19 protein-coding genes and 2 riboswitches are annotated in these 20,350 nt (G+C 38.7%); of the genes, 15 read left to right on the top strand and 4 right to left on the bottom strand.

Annotated elements, in window-relative coordinates:
• Positions 1-24: 24 nt before the first annotated feature.
• Together I2E21_RS06980 and I2E21_RS06975 are read left to right on the top strand one after the other, a co-directional pair.
• A complete protein-coding gene (locus I2E21_RS06980; RefSeq protein WP_022233938.1) occupies positions 25-2,118 on the top strand; it encodes a glutamine synthetase III in 2,094 nt (697 codons plus the stop codon).
• A gap of 112 nt (positions 2,119-2,230) precedes the next feature.
• Positions 2,231-3,931 carry an ammonium transporter gene (locus I2E21_RS06975; RefSeq protein WP_186935069.1) on the top strand — a complete coding sequence of 567 codons (1,701 nt, stop codon included), beginning with the start codon at positions 2,231-2,233 and terminating at the stop codon, positions 3,929-3,931.
• Positions 3,932-4,128: 197 nt separating this feature from the next.
• Here I2E21_RS06975 and I2E21_RS06970 read toward each other — a convergent pair whose 3' ends face one another.
• Entirely contained in the window at positions 4,129-5,109 is a 981-nt protein-coding gene (locus tag I2E21_RS06970; protein WP_195410830.1) for an asparaginase domain-containing protein, read from the bottom strand.
• Positions 5,110-5,148: 39 nt separating this feature from the next.
• Positions 5,149-6,372 (bottom strand): chloride channel protein, encoded by a 1,224-nt coding sequence (locus I2E21_RS06965; protein WP_195410829.1) that lies wholly within the window; start codon positions 6,370-6,372, stop codon positions 5,149-5,151.
• 54 nt (positions 6,373-6,426) lie between these two features.
• Positions 6,427-6,497, bottom strand: a riboswitch (Fluoride riboswitch).
• A gap of 267 nt (positions 6,498-6,764) precedes the next feature.
• Between I2E21_RS06965 and I2E21_RS06960 the strand changes: the two genes are divergently transcribed.
• Together I2E21_RS06960 and I2E21_RS06955 are read left to right on the top strand one after the other, a co-directional pair.
• Positions 6,765-7,310 (top strand): DUF3793 family protein, encoded by a 546-nt coding sequence (locus I2E21_RS06960; RefSeq protein ID WP_195410828.1) that lies wholly within the window; start codon positions 6,765-6,767, stop codon positions 7,308-7,310.
• A gap of 23 nt (positions 7,311-7,333) precedes the next feature.
• On the top strand, positions 7,334-7,759 hold the full coding sequence (locus I2E21_RS06955) for a flavodoxin (protein ID WP_177444060.1): 426 nt from the start codon (positions 7,334-7,336) through the stop codon (positions 7,757-7,759).
• Between the two features lie 124 nt (positions 7,760-7,883).
• Here the strand turns inward: I2E21_RS06955 and I2E21_RS06950 are convergent, their stop codons facing one another.
• The gene (locus I2E21_RS06950) at positions 7,884-8,036 is read right to left on the bottom strand and encodes a hypothetical protein (RefSeq protein WP_195410827.1); all 153 of its coding nucleotides are present in this window, start codon (positions 8,034-8,036) and stop codon (positions 7,884-7,886) included.
• A 118-nt stretch (positions 8,037-8,154) separates the two neighbouring features.
• Positions 8,155-8,697: a stage V sporulation T C-terminal domain-containing protein gene (locus tag I2E21_RS06945; protein WP_186935064.1), complete on the bottom strand. Its 543-nt coding sequence runs from the start codon at positions 8,695-8,697 to the stop codon at positions 8,155-8,157.
• Positions 8,698-8,949: 252 nt separating this feature from the next.
• On the opposite strand from I2E21_RS06945, the gene I2E21_RS06940 reads away from it, so the two are divergent.
• From I2E21_RS06940 to I2E21_RS06890, 11 genes are all read left to right on the top strand, one after another.
• Entirely contained in the window at positions 8,950-9,180 is a 231-nt protein-coding gene (locus tag I2E21_RS06940) for a transposase (RefSeq protein ID WP_195410826.1), read from the top strand.
• A gap of 306 nt (positions 9,181-9,486) precedes the next feature.
• The gene (locus I2E21_RS06935) at positions 9,487-10,116 is read left to right on the top strand and encodes a class I SAM-dependent methyltransferase (protein WP_022235095.1); all 630 of its coding nucleotides are present in this window, start codon (positions 9,487-9,489) and stop codon (positions 10,114-10,116) included.
• An 18-nt stretch (positions 10,117-10,134) separates the two neighbouring features.
• Positions 10,135-10,938, top strand: coding sequence for an SDR family oxidoreductase (locus I2E21_RS06930; RefSeq protein WP_022235096.1), 804 nt, complete (start codon positions 10,135-10,137; stop codon positions 10,936-10,938).
• Between the two features lie 17 nt (positions 10,939-10,955).
• Entirely contained in the window at positions 10,956-11,678 is a 723-nt protein-coding gene (locus I2E21_RS06925; RefSeq protein ID WP_195410825.1) for a cohesin domain-containing protein, read from the top strand.
• A gap of 37 nt (positions 11,679-11,715) precedes the next feature.
• Positions 11,716-11,898: riboswitch (cobalamin riboswitch) on the top strand.
• 99 nt (positions 11,899-11,997) lie between these two features.
• Complete coding sequence (locus tag I2E21_RS06920) at positions 11,998-13,464, top strand: DUF4430 domain-containing protein (protein WP_195410824.1); 1,467 nt, start codon at positions 11,998-12,000, stop codon at positions 13,462-13,464.
• A gap of 21 nt (positions 13,465-13,485) precedes the next feature.
• Complete coding sequence (locus I2E21_RS06915) at positions 13,486-14,898, top strand: hypothetical protein (RefSeq protein WP_195410823.1); 1,413 nt, start codon at positions 13,486-13,488, stop codon at positions 14,896-14,898.
• Positions 14,898-15,410: a DUF4430 domain-containing protein gene (locus I2E21_RS06910; protein ID WP_195410822.1), complete on the top strand. Its 513-nt coding sequence runs from the start codon at positions 14,898-14,900 to the stop codon at positions 15,408-15,410. The genes I2E21_RS06915 and I2E21_RS06910 overlap by 1 nt, the downstream gene beginning before the upstream one ends.
• The gene (locus I2E21_RS06905; protein WP_195410821.1) at positions 15,410-16,273 is read left to right on the top strand and encodes an energy-coupling factor transporter transmembrane component T; all 864 of its coding nucleotides are present in this window, start codon (positions 15,410-15,412) and stop codon (positions 16,271-16,273) included. Before I2E21_RS06910 ends, I2E21_RS06905 begins: the two co-directional genes overlap by 1 nt.
• Positions 16,246-17,844, top strand: a complete 1,599-nt coding sequence (locus I2E21_RS06900; RefSeq protein WP_195410820.1) for an ABC transporter ATP-binding protein — start codon at positions 16,246-16,248, stop codon at positions 17,842-17,844. Before I2E21_RS06905 ends, I2E21_RS06900 begins: the two co-directional genes overlap by 28 nt.
• Position 17,845: 1 nt before the next feature.
• The gene (locus I2E21_RS06895) at positions 17,846-18,529 is read left to right on the top strand and encodes an ECF transporter S component (RefSeq protein WP_195410819.1); all 684 of its coding nucleotides are present in this window, start codon (positions 17,846-17,848) and stop codon (positions 18,527-18,529) included.
• 88 nt (positions 18,530-18,617) lie between these two features.
• The coding region (locus I2E21_RS06890; protein WP_195410818.1) for an InlB B-repeat-containing protein at positions 18,618-20,350 on the top strand (1,733 nt) is incomplete at its 3' end.

Here is a 20,350-nt window from a genome sequence, read left to right as displayed (position 1 = left end):
TAAAAACGGATAGGAGAGATTAAAATGGCAAAAGTTCCTGAATTATTTGGCAGTATGGTATTTAACGATCAAATGATGCTTGAGCGTCTTCCTAAGGCTACTTACAAGGCACTTAAGAAAACAATCCAGAATGGTGAGCCTCTCGACGAGAGCGTAGCTAATGTAGTTGCAAGCGCAATGAAAGATTGGGCTATCGAAAAGGGCTGCACACACTATACACACTGGTTCCAGCCAATGACAGGTATCACAGCAGAAAAGCATGACAGCTTTATCACACCGAACGGTGACGGTCAGGTTATCATGGAGTTTTCAGGTAAAGAGCTTGTAAAGGGCGAGCCTGATGCATCTTCTTTCCCAAGCGGCGGTATTCGTGCTACTTTTGAGGCAAGAGGTTATACAACTTGGGACCCGACTTCATATGCTTTTGCTAAGGACGGTACACTTTACATTCCTACAGCATTCTGTTCATACACAGGTGAGGTCCTCGATAAGAAAACACCTCTTCTTCGTTCAATGGAGAGAATCAGCACAGAGGCTTGCAAAGTTCTTAATCTTCTCGGCAAAACAGATGTTACGAGAGTTACAACAACAGTAGGTCCTGAGCAGGAATACTTCCTTATAGATAAAGATGTTTATGACCAGAGAAAAGACCTTATCTACACAGGCAGAACACTCTTTGGTGCAAAAGCTCCTAAAGGACAGGAACTTGACGACCATTACTTCGGCGCAATCAAGACAAGAGTTGCAGCTTTCATGGCTGACCTTGATAATGAGCTTTGGAAACTCGGTATTCTTGCTAAGACAAAGCACAACGAGGTTGCTCCTTCTCAGCACGAGCTTGCTCCTATTTTTACAACTACAAATATCGCAACCGACCACAACGAACTTACAATGGAGGTTATGAAGAAGATTGCTGAAAAGCACGGTCTTGTTTGCCTCCTTCACGAAAAGCCTTTTGCAGGTGTAAACGGTTCAGGTAAACACAACAACTGGTCAATTTCTACTAATACAGGTGAAAATCTCCTTGATCCGGGTAAAACACCTGAAAACAATATTCAGTTCCAGCTCTTCCTTGCAGCTATCGTAAAGGCTGTACACGAGTATCAGGATCTTTTAAGAATCTCTGTTGCATCGGCAGGTAACGACCATCGTCTTGGCGCTAACGAAGCACCGCCTGCAATCATTTCAATGTATCTCGGTGATGACCTCGGCGCATTGGTTGAATCAATCATCAATGGTACAGAGTATATAAGCAAGGGCAAGGTTAAGATGTCAACAGGTGTTGATGTTCTTCCTGACTTCAAGAAAGACACATCAGACCGTAACAGAACATCACCGTTTGCTTTCACAGGTAACAAGTTTGAGTTCAGAGCACTCGGTTCGGCTCTCAACATTGCTTGTCCTAACATAATGCTTAACACAATGGTTGCCGAGGAACTTTCAGAGTTCTATGATGAGTTGAAAGACGCATCCGATCTTGACGCAGCGGTTAAGGCTCTTATTAAAAAGACATTTACAGAGCATCAGGCAATTATCTTCAACGGCAACAACTATGCACCTGAATGGGTTGAAGAGGCAGAGAAGAGAGGTCTTCTTAACCTTAAATCACTTCCTGATGCAGTTGAGCATTACATTGATCAGAAGAATATTGACCTCTTTACAAAGAACAAGATTTATTCTGTAGATGAAATTCATGCAAGATATGAGATTGAGCTTGAAAACTATGCTAAGATTATCAATATCGAAGCACTTACAATGATTGATATGGCTAAAAAAGATATGATTCCTGCCGTTACTTCATATGTAAGAGAGCTTACAGATACAGCGCTTGCTAAGAAAGCTCTTTCAGACGCAATCCCAACATCAGTTGAGGAAGACCTCATTACAAGTCTTTCAAACAAACTTGTTTGCTTCAGCAAAAAGACAGCAGAGCTTGAGAACGCTGTTATCGGCGCAAGCGAATATGAGGGCGATGTTCTTGCTTATGCTAAGTATTACAGAGAGAGCGTATTCTCGGTAATGACTGAACTTCGTGCAATCGGCGACGCTATGGAAACAGAAACAGCCGCTGATTACTGGCCATATCCTTCATACGGCGAAATGCTTTACGGTGTATGATCGATTGACTGATTTTTAAATTTTTAATTTGGTGACACAATGGCGTGTAACAAACAGACAAAAACTGTTTGGTACACGCCATTTTTGTTATTTTAAAAAAGGGGAGATCTATATGGCAGATATGATTTTTGGCAGTACAGGCGTATGGTATATGATAGGCGCCTTGCTCGTATTCTTTATGCAATGTGGTTTTGCGATGGTAGAAACCGGTTTTACAAGAGCGAAAAACGCCGGTAATATCATTATGAAAAACCTGATGGACTTCTGTATCGGTACAGTAGTATTCAGTTTGCTTGGTTTTGGACTTATGATGTCGGAAAACTATATTGCAGGTTTCATCGGCGTTCCTAATCTTACAATGTTTACAGATTGGGCAAGCTTTGATTGGAACTCATTTGTATTCCAGCTTGTATTCTGTGCTACAGCCGCAACAATTGTTTCCGGTTCTATGGCAGAGCGTACAAAGTTCTCTGCATACTGTGTTTACAGTGCAGTAATTTCATTGGTTGTTTATCCTATCGAGGCAGGTTGGGTATGGAACGGCCAGGGTTGGCTTGCACAGCTCGGTTGTATTGACTTTGCAGGTTCAATCGTAATTCATATGGTTGGCGGTATCTCTGCTCTTGTAGGCGCAATCATTCTCGGACCTCGTATTGGTAAGTATGGTAAAAACGGTAAGGTAAACGCTATCCCGGGTCACAGCATCACACTCGGTGCTTTAGGTGTATTCATTCTTTGGTTTGCTTGGTACGGCTTTAACGGTGCTGCTGCAGAAGACGGTTCAAGACTCGGTCAGATCCTTCTTACAACAACAATCGCTCCGGCTGTTGCTACAGTAACATGTATGCTCTTTACTTGGATTAAGAACGGTAAGCCTGATGTTTCAATGTGTCTTAACGCTTCACTTGCAGGTCTTGTTGCAGTAACAGCAGGTTGTGCAGATGTTGATGCTATCGGTTCTGCAATCATCGGTATTGTTTCAGGTATACTCGTAGTAGTTGCAGTAGAATTTGTTGATATTAAACTCAAGATAGATGACCCGGTTGGTGCATTCTCAGTACATGGCGTAAACGGTATGTGGGGCGGCCTTGCAGTAGGTCTTTTTGCAACAGGCAACGGTCAGGACGGTATCACAGGTCTTTTCTACGGCGGCGGTTTTGCACAGCTCGGTAAGCAGGCTCTCGGTATCCTTTGCGTAGCATCTTGGACAATCGTTTGTATGATTATCGTATTTACAATCATCAAAAAGACAATCGGTCTTCGTGTAACTAAGGAAGAAGAAATGAAGGGCCTTGATATTTGCGAGCACGGTCTTGTAAGCGCATATGCAGACTTTATGCCAATCGGCGTTGGTACAGCTTCACTTGACGAAACATTTGATGTTGAGGGCAATGTTCCTGTAACTAAGGCAGTTCCTGTTCAGCTTGCAGGCAAGTATGATATGGCTACCGACGGTACAAAGATTACTAAGATTGATATTCTCCTTAAGCAGTCAAAACTTGAGGCACTCAAGGAAGAAATGGATAAACTCGGTATTACAGGTATGACAGTATCACAGGTACTCGGTTGCGGCGCTCAAAAGGGTAAGGCAGAGTATTACCGTGGTGTTGCTATTGAAAGTAATCTTCTTCCTAAGATGAAGGTAGAAATCGTAGTTTGCAAAGTTCCTGTAAAGGCTGTTGTAGATGCCGCTGTAAAGGCACTCTATACAGGTCATATCGGTGACGGCAAGATCTTCATTTATGATGTTGAAGATGTTGTAAAAGTAAGAACCGGTGAAACAGGTTATGATGCAATGCAGGATATTGAGTAATCCTATTAAAATTACCTATCCTTTTTAATTCACATAAACCGAGAGGGTCGACACGAGAAATTGTGTCGGCCCTTTTGGCATAACGCACATCAAAACAGCACCGCTTTTTTTGATGTGTCCCCAAAAAGTCAGACTAAGAATCTAACGGTTTAGAGGTCACATCACTTTGTCGGTGCTGTAGTTTTATGTTTATAGATTTATAATATATCTCCGCCGATGGATTTTGAAAAGGCTTTATAAATGTCTTTTGCATTGTTTTCGCATAATATCCATAGCTTAATATAAGCAGAAATCGGAGTGACAGTAGTGAGTACCTGAATGCCTAATTTTGAATAAAGTTCTTTGCTTTCGTAAAAAAATCCTGTCTCACTGCCTGTTAAAAATACAGGAATGTTAAATTGTTTGGCTGTATTGCAGAATTTCTCCAAATCTTTGCTTGCGGTATTTACAGTTCCCGAATGATAGCTTTCCATCAATACGGCTTTAATATTCTTATTAAGCTGCGGATAAGCCATTCCCACATACGGTGTAATTTTAAGTACAGGGGAAGTTGATTTGAAAACAGGCATATTCTCAAATTTTATTTCATCTTGCTTTTCTGTATAATTGATATTTTTAATAAAATTGCCGTTAATGATTTCACCGTAGTAAATATTATTAACGCTTTCGATTTTATCCGAATAAGCAAGGTGTTTTTGCAGGCGAGAGGCACGGTGAATGTTTGCATGCTCGCCGTTATTTTTGTATGCGACAAATACGCCTTTATTATCGCCTGATTTAATGAAATCCACGGCAGCGGAAAAATTCTCGAGTCCGTTTGATTTTTCGCTCTCGAGCGGATAATTTGCAGACACAAGCACAATAGGAGTATTACACAAGCCGAACATATAAGAAAGCACAGCGGAAGTGTATTGCAGTGTATCTGTACCATGGGTAACAATGATGCCGTCATAATCATTTATATTTTCTTTGACGGAATTATAAAGTAAATTAAAATACTCGCCGTTTAAGTTTTCGCTAAGTACCGTGTAAGGAGAGATCGCATCGAATTCAGCATAACCTCCGTTTTGTTTGTACATTTCGATTAACTTGTAACGGGTGCTTGAATCGGGAGAAATTACACCGTCATTGTAGCAGCTGCCTATAGTTCCGCCTGTAAAAACAACTAAAATTTTCATACAGCACCTCCGATTATTTCTTTTTATATTGTACCATATTTATTCGGAAAAATCAGCCTTTGCTGAAAACAGACTTTTACTTAGCTTTCTTTCCTGTGAAGAGTAAATTCCCGATTTGCCCGACGCTATAAAACTTATCAGACTTGCAAATACAAAATAAGGCGCGGCTTCGGCGCCGAAAAGCTCAATACCGAGCATAATTGTGGTAATCGGTGTGTTTGCGGCAGAACCGAACACGCAGATTAAGCCAATTGCTGCAAGAAAACTCGGTTCAATGCCGAATAAATTTGCATACCAGCCGCCGAATGACGCCCCTATGTCAAACAATGGAGTTACTTCACCGCCTTGAAATCCTGCTCCGAGTGTGAGCGCTGTCAAAATGAATTTTACGGGCATATCGTACCAATTTGCATTGCCCTCGAATGCGGTTGTTTGCTGCCAAGTGCTAAGTCCTTCATATTTGTTGAGATTTAATAAAATGATTAGCAATGTGACAACAACAGAGCCTGCCAATGCAGAGAGAACGGTATTTTTAAAAATTTTTGCGTATAATAATTTTAAATATTTGACCGCAAGAGCAAATAATTTTCCGAGAAGTCCGAAAAATACAGATGCGGAAACAAATATCAATATAAGTTTAAAATCAAAGTTAGGAACGCTTGCGATAGTATGTACTTCGTGTGTTGCGCCGAGCAAAAGCGTAACAGCATTTGCCAGATAAGATGATAAAAAGCATGGAATAACAGCACTTGCGGAAAGCTGACCTATGCAGCAAACTTCCATACCGAAGAATGCACCTGCAAGCGGAGTGCCGAATACGGAGCCGAATGCCGAACTTAATCCGCTTAAAATGATAGTTTTTCTGTCCTCTTTTTTAAATCCGAACTTGTCGGCAACATTGCTTGTAAGAGTGCCGCCGATTTGAACGGCAGTGCCCTCTCTGCCTGCCGAGCCGCCCGAAAAGTGTGTCAGCAGTGTAAAGAAGAATGTAAGAACTGCAAGCCTTTTAGGTACTTTTATACCCTCGTTTGCACTCTGAATTATAAGATTGTTGCCTTTTGAGGACTCACCGCCGTATTTCTTATATACAAAAGCGGTAAGCATACCCGAAAGTGGCAAGAACCATATGCAATAAGGGAAATACTCCCTGAATACGGACGATAATCCGAGCATTTTTAAAAACACGAAAGAAATTACGCCCATAACAACGGCACAGCAAAGAGATGCCGTCAATACCTTGAAATCAACAAACTTTCTTTTCATAATTCACCTCAAAATTTTGTAATAAAAATGGCATAAAAAAAGCCAATGCCCCTGTATAAAACAGAAGTCATCAGCAAAAGCGGTTTCGGAAAAATCCGTGGGAGAACCTCATTCCCATACATATATTGTGCATTTATGGATATAGTATATACTGTACCGACAAAAAATGCAAGAGCCAAAAATAAATTTAAAAAATTTAAAAATAGGTGTTGACAAATAGAGGAAGATGTTGTATTATAATTATGCAAAAGGTTAGTGACAACTAACTAAAGCAAGAATCTTTCCATTATTGTAATTGTGCCTCTATAATTACAGAAATAAATGTAAATCAACGCCTGTAAGGGCGTTAATTATGAAATAATAGTTAGTTAAAGCTAACTAAAAGGAGTATTATGTCTGAAGAAATTTTAGTCCGCCACTGCTCACCGACATTGGCAAATATAAAAACAGGAAATTTGGTTAATTGCCGAATTGACAGCGTATATAGGCTGAAAAAAGATATTATCTCCCTAAACTCTGTTCTCAACGCAAAAGGTGTGTCAATCCGTGTACTGTACTGTTCGTCCGAAAGAGCGTTGATTTATGTTTATCGTCCGGAAAAATTAAACGCAGATATGCAAAACGGCAAAAACAAAAAGTTTTTAAATTCAATAGGGTATAGAGGAACTACCAATGATGAGCTTATAAACGAGCTTTCGGCAAGAGTTTATTCTTGCGGCGGATTTCCTCACGAGATAGGATTGTTTTTAGGCTATCCGATTGATGATGTAATAAGTTTTATTGAAAATAAAGGAAAAAACTTTAAATGCTGCGGATGTTGGAAAGTATATCACAATGAAGATAATGCTAAAAAGACATTTGAAAAGTACAAAAAATGTACTAATATATACTGCAAAAAATATTTGCAGGGTTCGTCGCTTAAACGACTTACCGTATAAATTTACAAAGGAGTAATTAATTTATGAGTAAAATAGCAGTAGTGTTCTGGAGTGGAACAGGCAACACAGAGGCAATGGCTGACGCTGTTGCAGAGGGTGCAAAAGGCGCAGGCGCAGAGGTTTCTGTATTTAATGTAACAGATTTTTCTGCAGATAAAGTAGACGAATTTGACGCAATTGCATTCGGTTGCCCGGCAATGGGTGCCGAAACACTCGAGGACAGCGAGTTTGAGCCTGTTTTCAATGAATGTGAACCAAAGCTCAACGGTAAGAAGATTGCCCTCTTCGGCTCATACGGCTGGGGTGACGGCGAATGGATGAGAACATGGGAGGAAACCTGTAATTCGGCAGGCGCAGTTCTCACAGCAGAAAGTGTTATCTGCAATGATGCTCCCGATGACGAAGCCACGGCAAACTGTAATGCACTCGGTGCAGCACTTGCAGGCTGATAAATTAACCAATCCCTTATACATTTCATATTTTTTCTTAAAGACTGCCGCTTGTAATGAGCGGCAGTTTTTAATTGTAAAAAGTTTATTTAAAAGTGTAATTAGGGTTTAACAGAATACTTCGTCAGTCAATTATAAAAGTTTGGTCAACCTTTTCAAAGGTTGTGGGCAAAGCCCACAAATACTTTCCGTTTATGCAATCTAACGATAGCTGAACAGCCACACTGTTTGTGCCCGATAAATTGTAATATCGGAAGATATTATGGGCTTTGTTCAAACCTGCAAGTCTTTAAAAGCCTTGACCTAAATTTTTTATTATTTCACTTAACTCGTGTGATGAATCATAATTCCATATAATAAGGGTTGTCACACAAGCCTGTGGCAACCCTTATATTTTATTCTTCCATTTGTTTTCCTAAAAAAGCGGCTGCTGAATGAGCAAGTTTAACCTCTGTTTCAGTAGGAACTTTATTATCTTCGCCCATCAGCATTACAACTGCACCTGTAACATCGCCTGCGGCAATAATAGGGTATATGACTGCCGCTCTGTGTTCCACACCTTCAACCGGTTGAATATCACCGACCGTTGCCTGTGTTGCAGTATAACTTTTACGGCTTTCCATATAATTTTCAAGAACAGGTGAAACCCGTCGTTCAAGTAATTCTCTTTTAGATACTCCCGATGCGGCAATAACATGGTCTTTGTCGCAAATAATAACGGGTAAACCGCTTACTCTTGAGAGAACTTCCGCATATTGTGAGGCAAATGCCGATAATTCTCCTACAGGTGAATATTTTTTAAATATAACTTCGCCGTCGGTAGCAGTATATATCTCAAGCGGGTCGCCCTCACGAATACGCAGGGTGCGACGAATTTCTTTTGGTATAACAACACGACCGAGGTCGTCAATTCTTCTGACAATACCTGTTGCCTTCATATCAAAACTCCCCTGAATTTGTAATATTTGCAAAATATTGCATTAATATTGTTTGACTTGTAATCTCTTTTATTCCGCTTTTTTACAAAATAAAGCCGTTTTGATTTTGTTAATTTATGGGAAAATAAAAGTGTAGAATTTTTATTACTACACCTGAGCTTGTAAAATAAAGTGTGTAAGTTAGAAAAATAACTTGCACACTTTTTGTATTTGGGAAAAAGTGTGCTACAATGAAAGAAAGGAATGAACGAAATGGTAAAAAAGAGAGAAAGCACACCGGGCGAGAACCTCGCAAAGCAAATTATTGAACAGTACAATCCAAAAAGCGTAGCCGATATCTCGGATGACACCGGCAAGCTCGAAGGCTTCAACAACAAGATCAAGGTCGCTAAACGAATCGGCTACGGTTACCTTGATTCGCTATCTTTCTATTCCTTCTGTCCGTTCACCATTCCACAAAAAATCTTGATGAGGGATTATTAATTAATTCGGAAAATAATAATAAAGCGGTTTCGGTTGAATGGGACGGAAAGAACATAGTATTGTAAAATTAAATATAATTTTGGCTTTTGACAATAAAACCTAAATGGGTATATCGGATATGCATTGTATGAGTGACGATTATTTGGTGCAGGAGCTTATTGATGAACAAAAATCAAATAAAATAAATCAATAAGTAATTGTAAAATGTATAAATATGTGTTATAATCGATAGCACAATAATGAGTTTAAAGCAAAATTAATATATTTGATAAAGTTAATATGTGTTTTACGGAAAGGAAGATTCTTGTGAAATATCATAAGCTGTTGGAAAATGCCAAGAAGCCGAAGGGCTTTTGGGGCAAAAAAATGATTAGTTCCATGAATGAAGGACATTACGAGCTTACCGGTTGGGCGCTTGATCATATAAATTTTGAAAGACATTATCGTGTGCTTGATGTTGGCTGCGGCGGCGGTCTTACCGTGTCACGAATAGCAGAGAGAATCGGTAACGGCAAGGTTTACGGAATAGATTATTCTGCGCTTTGTATCAAACATTCAAAGGCACAGAACAGAAAAAACATTCTCTGTAATAAGGTTAAAATCGTACTTGCCTCGGTTTCGTCTTTGCCGTTTGAGGATTGCAGCTTTGATGTTGTAACTGCGGTAGAAACCTATTACTTCTGGCCGGACAAACTTAATGATTTAAAAGAAATTTATAGAGTGTTAAAGCAAAACGGCAGGATTATGCTTGTATTTGAAATGCTGAAAACTCCCGAAGAACCTGATAAATGGAAGGCTGTAGAGGACAAGGTAGGCATAAAAACAGTGACAGAGGAGGAGATACGGGAAATGCTTGCAAAGGCAGGCTTTGAAGACATTGAAACCCATAAAAAGGACGGCACTACATGGCTTTGTGCCATCGGTGTCAAAAAATAAATAAAAGCAGGTGAATATATGAAGGCTTTAATTACAGGAGCAAGTTCGGGGATTGGTAAGGAAATTGCGAGAATCTTGGCTGCAATGGGGTATGATTTGATAGTTGCGTCAAGAAACTATGATAAGCTGACAGAGCTTAAGGCTGAACTTAAAAATGTAAATGTCAGAGTAATCACCATTGATTTGTCACGGGAACAAGACGCTATTGATTTGTATGAGCATTTAAAAGACGAGGATATAGATTTTCTCGTTAATAATGCAGGCTTTGGCGCATATGGCAGATTTTTGGATGTACCGCTGAAAAAAGAGCTTGATTTAATTCACACAAATATAAGTGCAGTGCATATTCTGACAAAATGCTTTTTGCGGGATATGGTTAAGAAAAATAAAGGCTACATACTTAATGTAGGCTCGTCAGCGGGCTTTTTGGCGGGTCCGACTTTTTCAAGTTATTATGCATCAAAAAATTATGTTGTAAGGCTTACAGAGGCTGTTCACGAAGAACTGAGGCGACAGGGCAGTAATGTTAAAATTTCCGTGCTTTGTCCCGGTCCTGTGAATACTAATTTTAATAATGTTGCGGATGTAAAGTTTTGCCTTAACGGACTTTCGCCGGATTTTGTAGCTAAGTATGCGATTGAGAAAACTATGAAAGGCAAAATGGTTATTATTCCCGGCTTTACAATGAAAGTAGCAAAAGTTGCTCAACGGTTTGTGAGTGAAAATATGCTTACACGCATTTCCTACAATGTGCAGAGCAAAAAAGAGGGACAAAGGTCAGATACCGAACAAAAAAATTTTAATAAAGCAGAACACGCTTAAAAAGGAGCGGAGAAAATATGAAAAGATTTGTATTATTAATGTTTACGGTTCTTTTCATAATTTTCTCCGCTGTTTCTGTTTTTGCCGCCGATACAAACGGCGTAGCTTTCAAAACAGAAGATATAAATTGTGATAAAGGCAGAATTTTTAAGGTTGATGTAAAAGCAAAATCGTCCGAAAAAATTTCTGCCGTATTATTAAAATTTACTTATGACAGAAATATAATAGAATACCGTTCAATCAGCACCGATTCGGACAGTCTGGCTTATGCTTATGATAACGGAAGTACATTAAATGTATCTTACCTTTGCAAAGACGGCCAAAATATTGATAATGACACGGTAATACTTACTTTAGAATTTAAGGCAACAGCCGAAGGTCAGAGTAATTTGCAATATACAGCCTATGACTGTGTTAATTCTTCGGCAGAAAGCGTTGAAATTTCGCAATGTTCAAGCGGTAAGGTAAGTGTTACAAAACAAGGCAGTGAAAAATCAAATGATAATGAAAAATCGGATACAACGGAATATAAATCCGAAAGCAATGAAAGTACAGGAAATTCAGAAAAAAGCAGTATTGACGAACTCGGTTCATTAAACGGCAAATTTTCAGACAACACTGTATTTATGCTTATAGTAGGAGTTATTTGCGGACTTGCTGTCGGTGTTTTGTGTTTTGTGCTGTATTTATCTGTGATAAAGCGGAAAAATAAGGCAAAAGAGGAAAAAGACAGGCATTAACTTGACATAACACCGATTATGCTATAAAATTTAATTTGAACTTAATATTTGTTATGGTTTATTCATTTAATTAATAGGGAAGACGGTGCAAGTCCGTCACAACCGCCATTACTGTAAATAGTTATAGCCTTGGCTCATGCCATTGGGAAACCGAGAAGGCGCCTGGCTGCTTTAATGCAGACTGTAAGTCAGGAGACCTGCCATAACATAGTTTGAAAAACTTTCTTGGGCAGTGGGAGAATAGTTATTGGGTAAATTATTACCCTTTATATAGCTATGCCTCTTTTAAGGGGCTATTTTTTATTTAAGGAGAATGTTTATGAAAACAACAGCAAAATTTATTTCTGCTTCACTTGCTACTTTGCTTGTTTCTGCATCTGCAGTTACGGCATTTGCGGCAGAAACAAAAGACATTACAGTTTCACTCCGTATTGAGGGTGTGAATTCTTGTGTGCTTTATGACAATTATGAAATTCCACAAGGCAGCACGGCAGCTGACTTAATTCAGTATGCAGACAAGCTTTCTGATGATGTTACGGTAACAGGCGCCGAAAATAATTACATAACAGATGTAAACGGCGAAAAAGCAGGCAAATTCGGCGGCTGGGACGGCTGGCAGTATATTGTAAATTCAGTTTCACCAAATGTTGGCGTAGGTGATTACACACTTAGCGACAATGATACAGTTGTTCTTTATTACGGTGACTTTCCTTGTCTTCTTCCGCAGATTGACACTTCGGCATTAAACAGTGACGGCAAAATCAGTTTTAATGCAGAGTCAACTACATATGACAGCGACTGGAATCCGACTGTAAGCACAGTTGCTATTGCAGATATGACAGTTACTTTTGACGGTCATACTTATACAACAGATGAAAACGGTACAATTTCACTTAGCAAGGCTGATTTTACATCAGGTGAGCACAGTGTTCAGGTTGAAAAGAAAAATTCAAACGGTGCTCCTGCCGTACTTCGTTATGCTGACGACTTTACAGTTAATATTGCAAGAGAAAACACAATTAATGTAAATCTTAGAATTGAAGGTCCGGAGGCTTGCTACCTTAAAGACACATTCGAAATTGCAAAGGACAGCAATGTCGGTCAGCTTATCTCATATGCAGACGAAGTTTCTGATAATATCGAAGTAGTAGGTGCAGATGCAGGCTATATTACAGAGGTAAACGGCATTGCAGCAGGTTCATTTGGCGGCTGGGACGGCTGGTATTATGCTGTAAACAGCGTAGTTCCTAATGTAGGAGTAAGCGATTATACACTTAATAATAATGATACAGTAGTTCTTTATTACGGTGAGTATCCATGCTACCTCCCGATTGCAGATACTTCATTGCTTACAAGCGAAGGTAAAATTACATTTACAGCAAAGGCTACATTCGGTGACGCTGTTCTTCCTATCGACAATATGACAGTATATTTTGACGGAAAAGAATACACAACAGATTACAATGGCGTAGTTGTAATTGATAAGGATCAGCTTACATTCGGTTCTCACAGCTTACAGGTTGAAAAGTACGGTTACAGCGGTGCTCCTGCAGTTCTCAGATACGCTGATGATTACACAGTATTTGTAGATACAAAGATTATTAACGATGTAAACCTTGACGGTGAGGTTGATATTAACGATGTAACACTTATTCAGACAAGCCTTTGCGTCGATACTGTTCTTACAGATGAGCAGAAAAGAATTGCCGATATTGACAAAGACGGTAAGGTTGATGTAAATGATGTTACAGCACTTCAGACAATTCTATCTGGTGAAACAGAATAATTCTAATAAGGAATGATAATTATGCTGAAAAAACTGACAGCTTTACTTATATGCGCAGTAATGTTATCTTTATCGGTAACGGTAAATGCGGCTGAAAACTACACAAAAGAAGATATTTCAAAAACTATAGACGGAATTATCTCGTATAAATCGGCAATTTTAAAGGCTGACGATACAGCTTCGTTTGTACAAAAACTTTCTGAAACCACAGATAATTCTGAAACACAGTGGTATATTATTTCTTTGTCAAAATACGGTACAGATGTAACTGCTGTACAAAGTTCTATGATAAAATCTGCCGAAAAGTTATATAAATCAAAAAGCAAAGCTACAGATTTTCAGCGTACCTCACTTGCACTTTATGCCTGCGGACTTAATCCTGAAAATATCAACGGCAAAAATTTGCTCAGTGACGGAGTTTATAACAGTGAAAATGTGAACAAGCAAGGCATAAATGCATATGTTTATGCCTTGCTGTCACTCGACTGTGCAAATGCAAAAGTTCCGAGTGAAGCAAAATATGACAGAGAATATTTTATTAAAAAAATTATAGGCTTACAGCTTTCGGACGGTGGTTTTACACTTATGGGAAAGTCTGCCGATACCGATGTTACCGCAATGTGCTTACAGGCACTTGCTCCTTATAAATCTGACAGTACGGTAAAAGAATCTATTGACAGAGCACTTAATGTTTTGTCAAAAAAGCAAAATGAAAAAGGCGGATATTCTTCTTTCGGCACAGTAAATTCCGAGAGTGTTTCCCAAGTTATTTCTGCGCTTGTTGCACTCGATATAGATGTGCAGTCGGATTCAAGATTTATTAAAAACGGCAACACTCTTGTTGACAATCTCATGACTTTCAAAAATTCAGACGGCGGTTTTTCTCATATTGAAAACGGAAAATCGAATAATATTGCGTGTTATCAGGCATTAAACTCACTTGTTGATTTATATAAATATATGTCAAAGGGCAATACCGAGATTTTTGAATTTGACGATACAAAGAAAAATAATTCTAATAGCGAAAATTCCCGACAGAACACTGAAAATTCAAACACAGACAGTTCTGAGGTTAATATAGACAGCAACAATAAAAATAATTCTGTAAATACAGGTGATATTACAGAAAAACATAATTCGCAAGTTGATGAAGAACAGCAGGAAACAACTGTAAATCCCGAATCCAATAATGCGGAAAATTATGATGATCAGGTAATGGCTTTGGCAGATGACAATTACGAGCCTTTTACGCTTGCATCTACTCCGGATTCCGTAGCGGCGGCAAATTCGGATGACGACAATAATTTTATTTTCTATGTTTCTCTTATCGGACTTGTAGCAGTAGCGGCTGTGCTTTTAATTATAAGATTAACAGTGCTGAAAAAAGACGGTGAGCCGTTCAGATTATTCGGCAAAAGAAAAGGTGACAAATAATGAAATTAAAACTTTTATTACTTGTATTGATAATTACTGCTGTGCTATGCGGCTGTTCGGTTCAGACTCCCGATGACTACTATTCCTCTTCATCTCAAAAAGAGGGAATAGAGGTTACTTTTTCAATCAACTGCTCAACCATTTTAAATAATATGGATCAGCTTGAAAGCGGTCTTGAAAGCTATGTTCCGAGTGACGGCGTAATTCTCAAGCCTACAAAGATTACTCTTGACGAAAATGCTACCGCATATGATGCGCTTAGTGAAGCCTGCCGTCAGAATAAAATTCAATATGAATACGAGGGAACGGACGCAGATATTTATATTGAGGGTATCGCAAATCTTTATGAATTTTCTTGCGGTCAGCTTTCGGGTTGGGAATACTGCGTAAATGATGTTTTTCCGTCGGTAGGCTGCAATTCTTATGATTTACATGACGGAGATACAATTAAATTCTTATATACCTGCGATTTGGGCGCAGATATCGGAAACGAATTTACAGGAGAAGAATAATGCTAAGATTTAATTCCTTTAATCCGCTGGCACAGCTTATATATTTTGTATCTGTGCTGTTGGTATCAATGTTTACATGGAATTATATAATTTTACTGCTGTCGCTTTTCGGAGCGGCGGCTTATTCTGTATTACAAAAGGGTTTTAAATTATTTTTAAAATCCTTTTTTGGTTATGTGCTGATTTTTTTACTTGTAACAATAACCAATCCGCTTTTCTCACACAAGGGAGTAACACCACTTATATTTATAAATGATATTCCTATTACGCTTGAGGCTATAGTTTACGGTGCGGTGCTCGGACTGATGCTTTTGAGCGTAATACTTTGGTTTTCGGTATTCAACAGCGTGTTTGATTCCGAAAAACTTATATATATTTTCGGAAGATTTTTACCAAGACTTGCATTATTGTTTTCGATGGTACTTCATTTTGTGCCTAAATTTATTCTTGTGTTTAAGCGCACGTTGGCGGCTCAATCCGATTTTTGCTGTAAAAATAAATTTAAACAATACATAGGTGCATTTTCTGCTTCGGTTTCCGTAATGCTTGAGGGTTCGGTTCAAACTGCCGATTCAATGAGCGCAAGAGGATACGGAGTTAAAAAGCGCAGTTTTTACTGCCGCTTTCCTTTTACAAAAGCAGATACGGTTTTTACTGTACTTTCTCTGGGAATGTTGACTACAGTGCTGTTTGCTTTAGCGACAGGTCAACTTGATTTTCTTATATATCCGCATATCGAGATGTGTGATATTACAATATTATCCGTAATCGGAATGTCGGCTTTCGGTGTACTATCATTTATGCCGTTTATCATTGAGTTAAAGGAGGAGCTTGTATGGAAATTTTCTCTGTCAAAAATTTAAGTTTTACTTATCCGCAGATGCAGGAAAAGGCTTTGGATAATGTGAATTTCACTGTGAAAAGGGGAGAGTTTTGTGTTATCTGCGGTCAGTCCGGCTGCGGAAAAACAACACTGCTAAGACTTTTAAAGCCGCAGGCAGCTCCTCACGGCACAAAAACGGGAGAAATATTTTTCTGTTCCGAAAATATTGAAAAATGCAGTGAAGAAGATACGGCTTTTAAAATAGGCTATGTTTCGCAAAATCCCGAAAATCAAACAGTAACCGATACCGTACTCCATGAACTTGCCTTTACGCTTGAGAATATGGGAATGTCGAGTGAAGAAATAAATATTAAAATAAGTGAAACGGCTACTTACTTTGGACTTTCAAAAATAATAGAACAAAAGACAAACTCACTTTCTGGCGGTCAGATGCAAATTCTTAATCTTGCGGCGGCATCTGTTGCCGAGCCTGATGTATTAATTCTTGACGAACCCGCAAGTCAGCTTGACCCTGTATCGGCAGAAAACTTTTTTACAATTCTTGACAAACTTAATAAAGACTTGGGTATCACTGTAATTATTACCGAACACAGACTTGAAAAACTGTTTCCCGTTGCGGATAGAATTATTGTTATGGAGCAAGGAAAAATAATTACCGATACAGCACCTAAAGATACTTGCAACGCTCTTAGCAAAATTTCAAAAAATCATCCTATGATGCTCGCTTTGCCCGTGCCTGCACGGCTTTATTCCGTAACGGATTGTAAATCGCAATGCCCCGTTACGGTCAAAGAAGGCAGAGAACTTTTTGCAAAATATTGCAAAAATAATTCTTTTACAGAACATACATTGCAGAATAATAATTCCGACGATGAAATATTATCGGTTAAAAATGTATATTTCAGATATGATAAAAAGTCTGATGATGTGCTCCTCGGTCTTAATTTATCGGTAAACAGAGGAGAGATTTTTTCGGTTGTCGGTGCAAACGGCAGCGGAAAATCAACTTTGCTTTCCGTAATAGGAGCAAGGCTTAAGCCGTACAGAGGCAAGGTAAAACTAAATGAAAAAACAGCTACTATGCCTCAAAATCCACAATTGTTATTTGTTAAAGACAGCTTGCTTGAAGACTTTAAAAGCGTGAGCGGGGATTTGGAAAAAATAAATAAATTGTCAGAAAAGTTTAATGTACACCGTCTTTTAAATCACCATCCGTATGACCTTAGCGGAGGTGAAATTCAGCGTGCAGGTTTTGTAAAACTTTTACTTCTCGAACCGAAAATATTATTGCTTGACGAACCGACAAAGGGTTGTGACAGTTTTTCAAAAGCAGAACTTGCAAAAACTTTAAAAGAACTTTCCGACAACCAAATTACAATATTACTTGTTACACATGACCTTGATTTTTCGGCTGAAGTTTCCACCGTATGTGCAATGCTTTTTAACGGTACTCTTTCAAAAAGACTTGAACCGCACGAATTTTATTGCGGAAAACGATTTTATACGACTTCTGCAAATAAAATTTCACGAGGTATAAAAGACGGTATTATAACAACGGAAGAGTTGATTTCCGCTGTTAAGGAGGAGTAAAATGACTGCTAAAAAGATAATAAAATACTTATGTGTTTTTGTGGTTGCGCCGCTTATTGTACTTTGCGGAGTGTTTTTCTTCGGTGACCGCAAATATGCCTTTATATCGCTTGCTTTGTCGGTGGTTGCCTGTATTCCGTTTTTTATTTCTTTTGAAAAAGGTAAAAACGATGCACGCCGAATTGTTATAATAGCTGTTATGACGGCATTGTCGGTAGCGGGCAGGTTTGTATTTGCTCCCATTCCGTTTTTTAAGCCCGTTACTGCAATTGTAATTATTACCGCTATTTATCTTGGCAGTGAAGCAGGTTTTATTACAGGATCTTTTTCTGCTGTGGTTTCAAATTTCTATTTTGGACAAGGACCGTGGACTCCGTTTCAAATGCTTGCGTGGGGACTTATCGGATTTTTGGCGGGCTTGCTTGCTAAAAAACTTGTTGAGAGTAAGGTGTTGCTTATTATTTACGGCGCTCTATCGGGCATAGCATTTTCTTTTATAATGGATGTATGGACAACTCTCTGGGCTGACGGCACATTTAATATAGCAAGATTTGTGGCAAGCATTACAACCGCAGCACCGTTTACCGTTGTTTATATGGTTTCAAATGTAATATTCCTGTTGCTGCTTACAAAACCAATCGGAAGTAAATTGCAGCGATTAAAAACTAAATACGGAATTTTTTAGGACAAGGGGAAGTTTAGCTTTCCCTTTTTATTTTGCCGTGTATTATTTGCCTGTCTTCTGCATATAATCATTTGCATGGAGGTAATATATGGCAATGTTAAAAAAACACAAAAAAACGTTGTTGTCAGCATTGCAGAGAGTTTTCTGCTTTATATTGGCAGCAACAATTTTGGGTGCGGTGGGTGTTCCCTCGGCCGTACTTGCACTTGACGGTGCAAATCCGACAGTAGAAATTGTCGGATTTATGAGGGGCGACAGTAAAGACCTTCGTTCAAGTGAGCTTTTAATGGCAAAAGTAAGCAATTACGACGGTAATCCTCAAGAGCTGACTTACGAATGGAAAAATAAGCTTGGCACTTATCTGTATGTATTTGACAAGCACGATATGGCTGTGGTGCGTGGCACAAAAAGCGAAATTGAAATTTACAATTCGGATAAAGGCTTGTTCGCATCTGATAATATGAGCGGCAGATCTTATAACCGTAGCTATTCGCACAAAGGCTTTGCTTATGCGGCAGTTTACGGTGCATCTGTTAACGCTGAAAAATTAAAAGGCGGCATTTCCGTAACAGTAAAGGATTCTGACGGAAATATCATTGCGACAGCGTCGTATGATGACGATTTCAAAAATTATGACCTGTCAAAAGATATGGCAAACGCAGTGTTTGGTGTGTTTGAGGGTGAGAGCGTTGATATTCTTAACCTCTTAGGTCAAAGCTCGGTTGTTCATGTTGTATGTCCTGCCTGTTATGTAAGTCAGGGAACAATAATTTCCGGCAGCGATTGCATAAGTTTAAGCAAGTCAGAAAGCGGTTATTCAATAACCGGTTTAAAAGCCGGTGAAGGTGTAATTAAAATTAATCTTCAAAAGAGAAACTGCAAATTCCATAAAAACTCGGAAAACAGTTCGACTACAACCGTAATAGTATTTAAAAAACCTAACACTTCCACAACTGCAACAACACTCACTCTTACAAATCTTGATGACAGATGCGAATATTATCTTGAGGGTGTTAAGGGTGAAGTAATTGACGGCAAAATAATTTTTAGCAGTCTTACTCCCTCTACTGAATATACCGTAGAGGTACGGGGCAGTTATATTGACGAGAACGGTACAACTAAAACTGCATACGCCTATGTAAAAGACACAACAAAGGACTGCTATACATCAAGTGTGGTTTTCAAACTTGATGATACTATAGCGGATACCGAAAGCATATTCGGTAAACCGTACGAGGTTGTCGTAAAGTCTGATAGTGATTACATTGTCTTGCAGAGCGGTGATAACGGTTATACTGCAGAACTTGCTAAAGGCAATTATAAAGTGTTTTTAAAAGACGGTAATGATTATAAACAGATTGATAATGCGGTTCTTACCGTTGACAGTGATGATAACAGCATAGAGATAAAATATTACTCTGTAGTTTATAATCTTGATGGTGGTACACTCAACGGTGATACAAAATTTGTTTACCGTGAGGGTGAATTCGTAAAAACAATTGATAATAAACCAACTAAGTATGAGTATGTATTTGACGGCTGGAAGTGCGGTGAAAGCACTTATAGCAACAGCCAACAAATTACAGATTTAATTGACAGAAAATATGAATTGACAGCAATATGGGAAGTAGATAAGATAGGCAACGGAGAAAAGCCTGACGGAATCCCCGATAAATATCAGAAGAAAGTAACCTTTAAAGTAGTAAACGGTACTTGGGAAGATAAGAGTGCAAATGATATTTCTTACTATGTAACTTTGCTTGACAAAGAGGGTAAGTGGAATGTCAACGGTACTGCAAGAATTAATATTCCAACAGGTAT

This window comes from Ruminococcus sp. BSD2780120874_150323_B10 (assembly GCF_015553695.1).
Taxonomy (GTDB): Bacteria; Bacillota; Clostridia; order Oscillospirales; family Acutalibacteraceae; genus Ruminococcoides; species Ruminococcoides intestinale_A.
The sequence above is the reverse complement of the archived record's forward strand: the minus strand, read 5'-3'. Positions and strand labels throughout refer to the sequence as shown.

Coding starts and splice junctions, on each gene's coding strand:
- I2E21_RS06965 (WP_195410829.1), bottom strand. CDS start 6,372: ATGAAAAGAAAGTTTGTTGATTTCAAGGTATTGACGGCATCTCTTTGC.
- I2E21_RS06930 (WP_022235096.1), top strand. CDS start 10,135: ATGAAGGCTTTAATTACAGGAGCAAGTTCGGGGATTGGTAAGGAAATT.
- I2E21_RS06920 (WP_195410824.1), top strand. CDS start 11,998: ATGAAAACAACAGCAAAATTTATTTCTGCTTCACTTGCTACTTTGCTT.
- I2E21_RS06925 (WP_195410825.1), top strand. CDS start 10,956: ATGAAAAGATTTGTATTATTAATGTTTACGGTTCTTTTCATAATTTTC.
- I2E21_RS06895 (WP_195410819.1), top strand. CDS start 17,846: ATGACTGCTAAAAAGATAATAAAATACTTATGTGTTTTTGTGGTTGCG.
- I2E21_RS06955 (WP_177444060.1), top strand. CDS start 7,334: ATGAGTAAAATAGCAGTAGTGTTCTGGAGTGGAACAGGCAACACAGAG.
- I2E21_RS06915 (WP_195410823.1), top strand. CDS start 13,486: ATGCTGAAAAAACTGACAGCTTTACTTATATGCGCAGTAATGTTATCT.
- I2E21_RS06905 (WP_195410821.1), top strand. CDS start 15,410: ATGCTAAGATTTAATTCCTTTAATCCGCTGGCACAGCTTATATATTTT.
- I2E21_RS06970 (WP_195410830.1), bottom strand. CDS start 5,109: ATGAAAATTTTAGTTGTTTTTACAGGCGGAACTATAGGCAGCTGCTAC.
- I2E21_RS06910 (WP_195410822.1), top strand. CDS start 14,898: ATGAAATTAAAACTTTTATTACTTGTATTGATAATTACTGCTGTGCTA.
- I2E21_RS06980 (WP_022233938.1), top strand. CDS start 25: ATGGCAAAAGTTCCTGAATTATTTGGCAGTATGGTATTTAACGATCAA.
- I2E21_RS06975 (WP_186935069.1), top strand. CDS start 2,231: ATGGCAGATATGATTTTTGGCAGTACAGGCGTATGGTATATGATAGGC.
- I2E21_RS06940 (WP_195410826.1), top strand. CDS start 8,950: ATGGTAAAAAAGAGAGAAAGCACACCGGGCGAGAACCTCGCAAAGCAA.
- I2E21_RS06900 (WP_195410820.1), top strand. CDS start 16,246: ATGGAAATTTTCTCTGTCAAAAATTTAAGTTTTACTTATCCGCAGATG.
- I2E21_RS06960 (WP_195410828.1), top strand. CDS start 6,765: ATGTCTGAAGAAATTTTAGTCCGCCACTGCTCACCGACATTGGCAAAT.
- I2E21_RS06945 (WP_186935064.1), bottom strand. CDS start 8,697: ATGAAGGCAACAGGTATTGTCAGAAGAATTGACGACCTCGGTCGTGTT.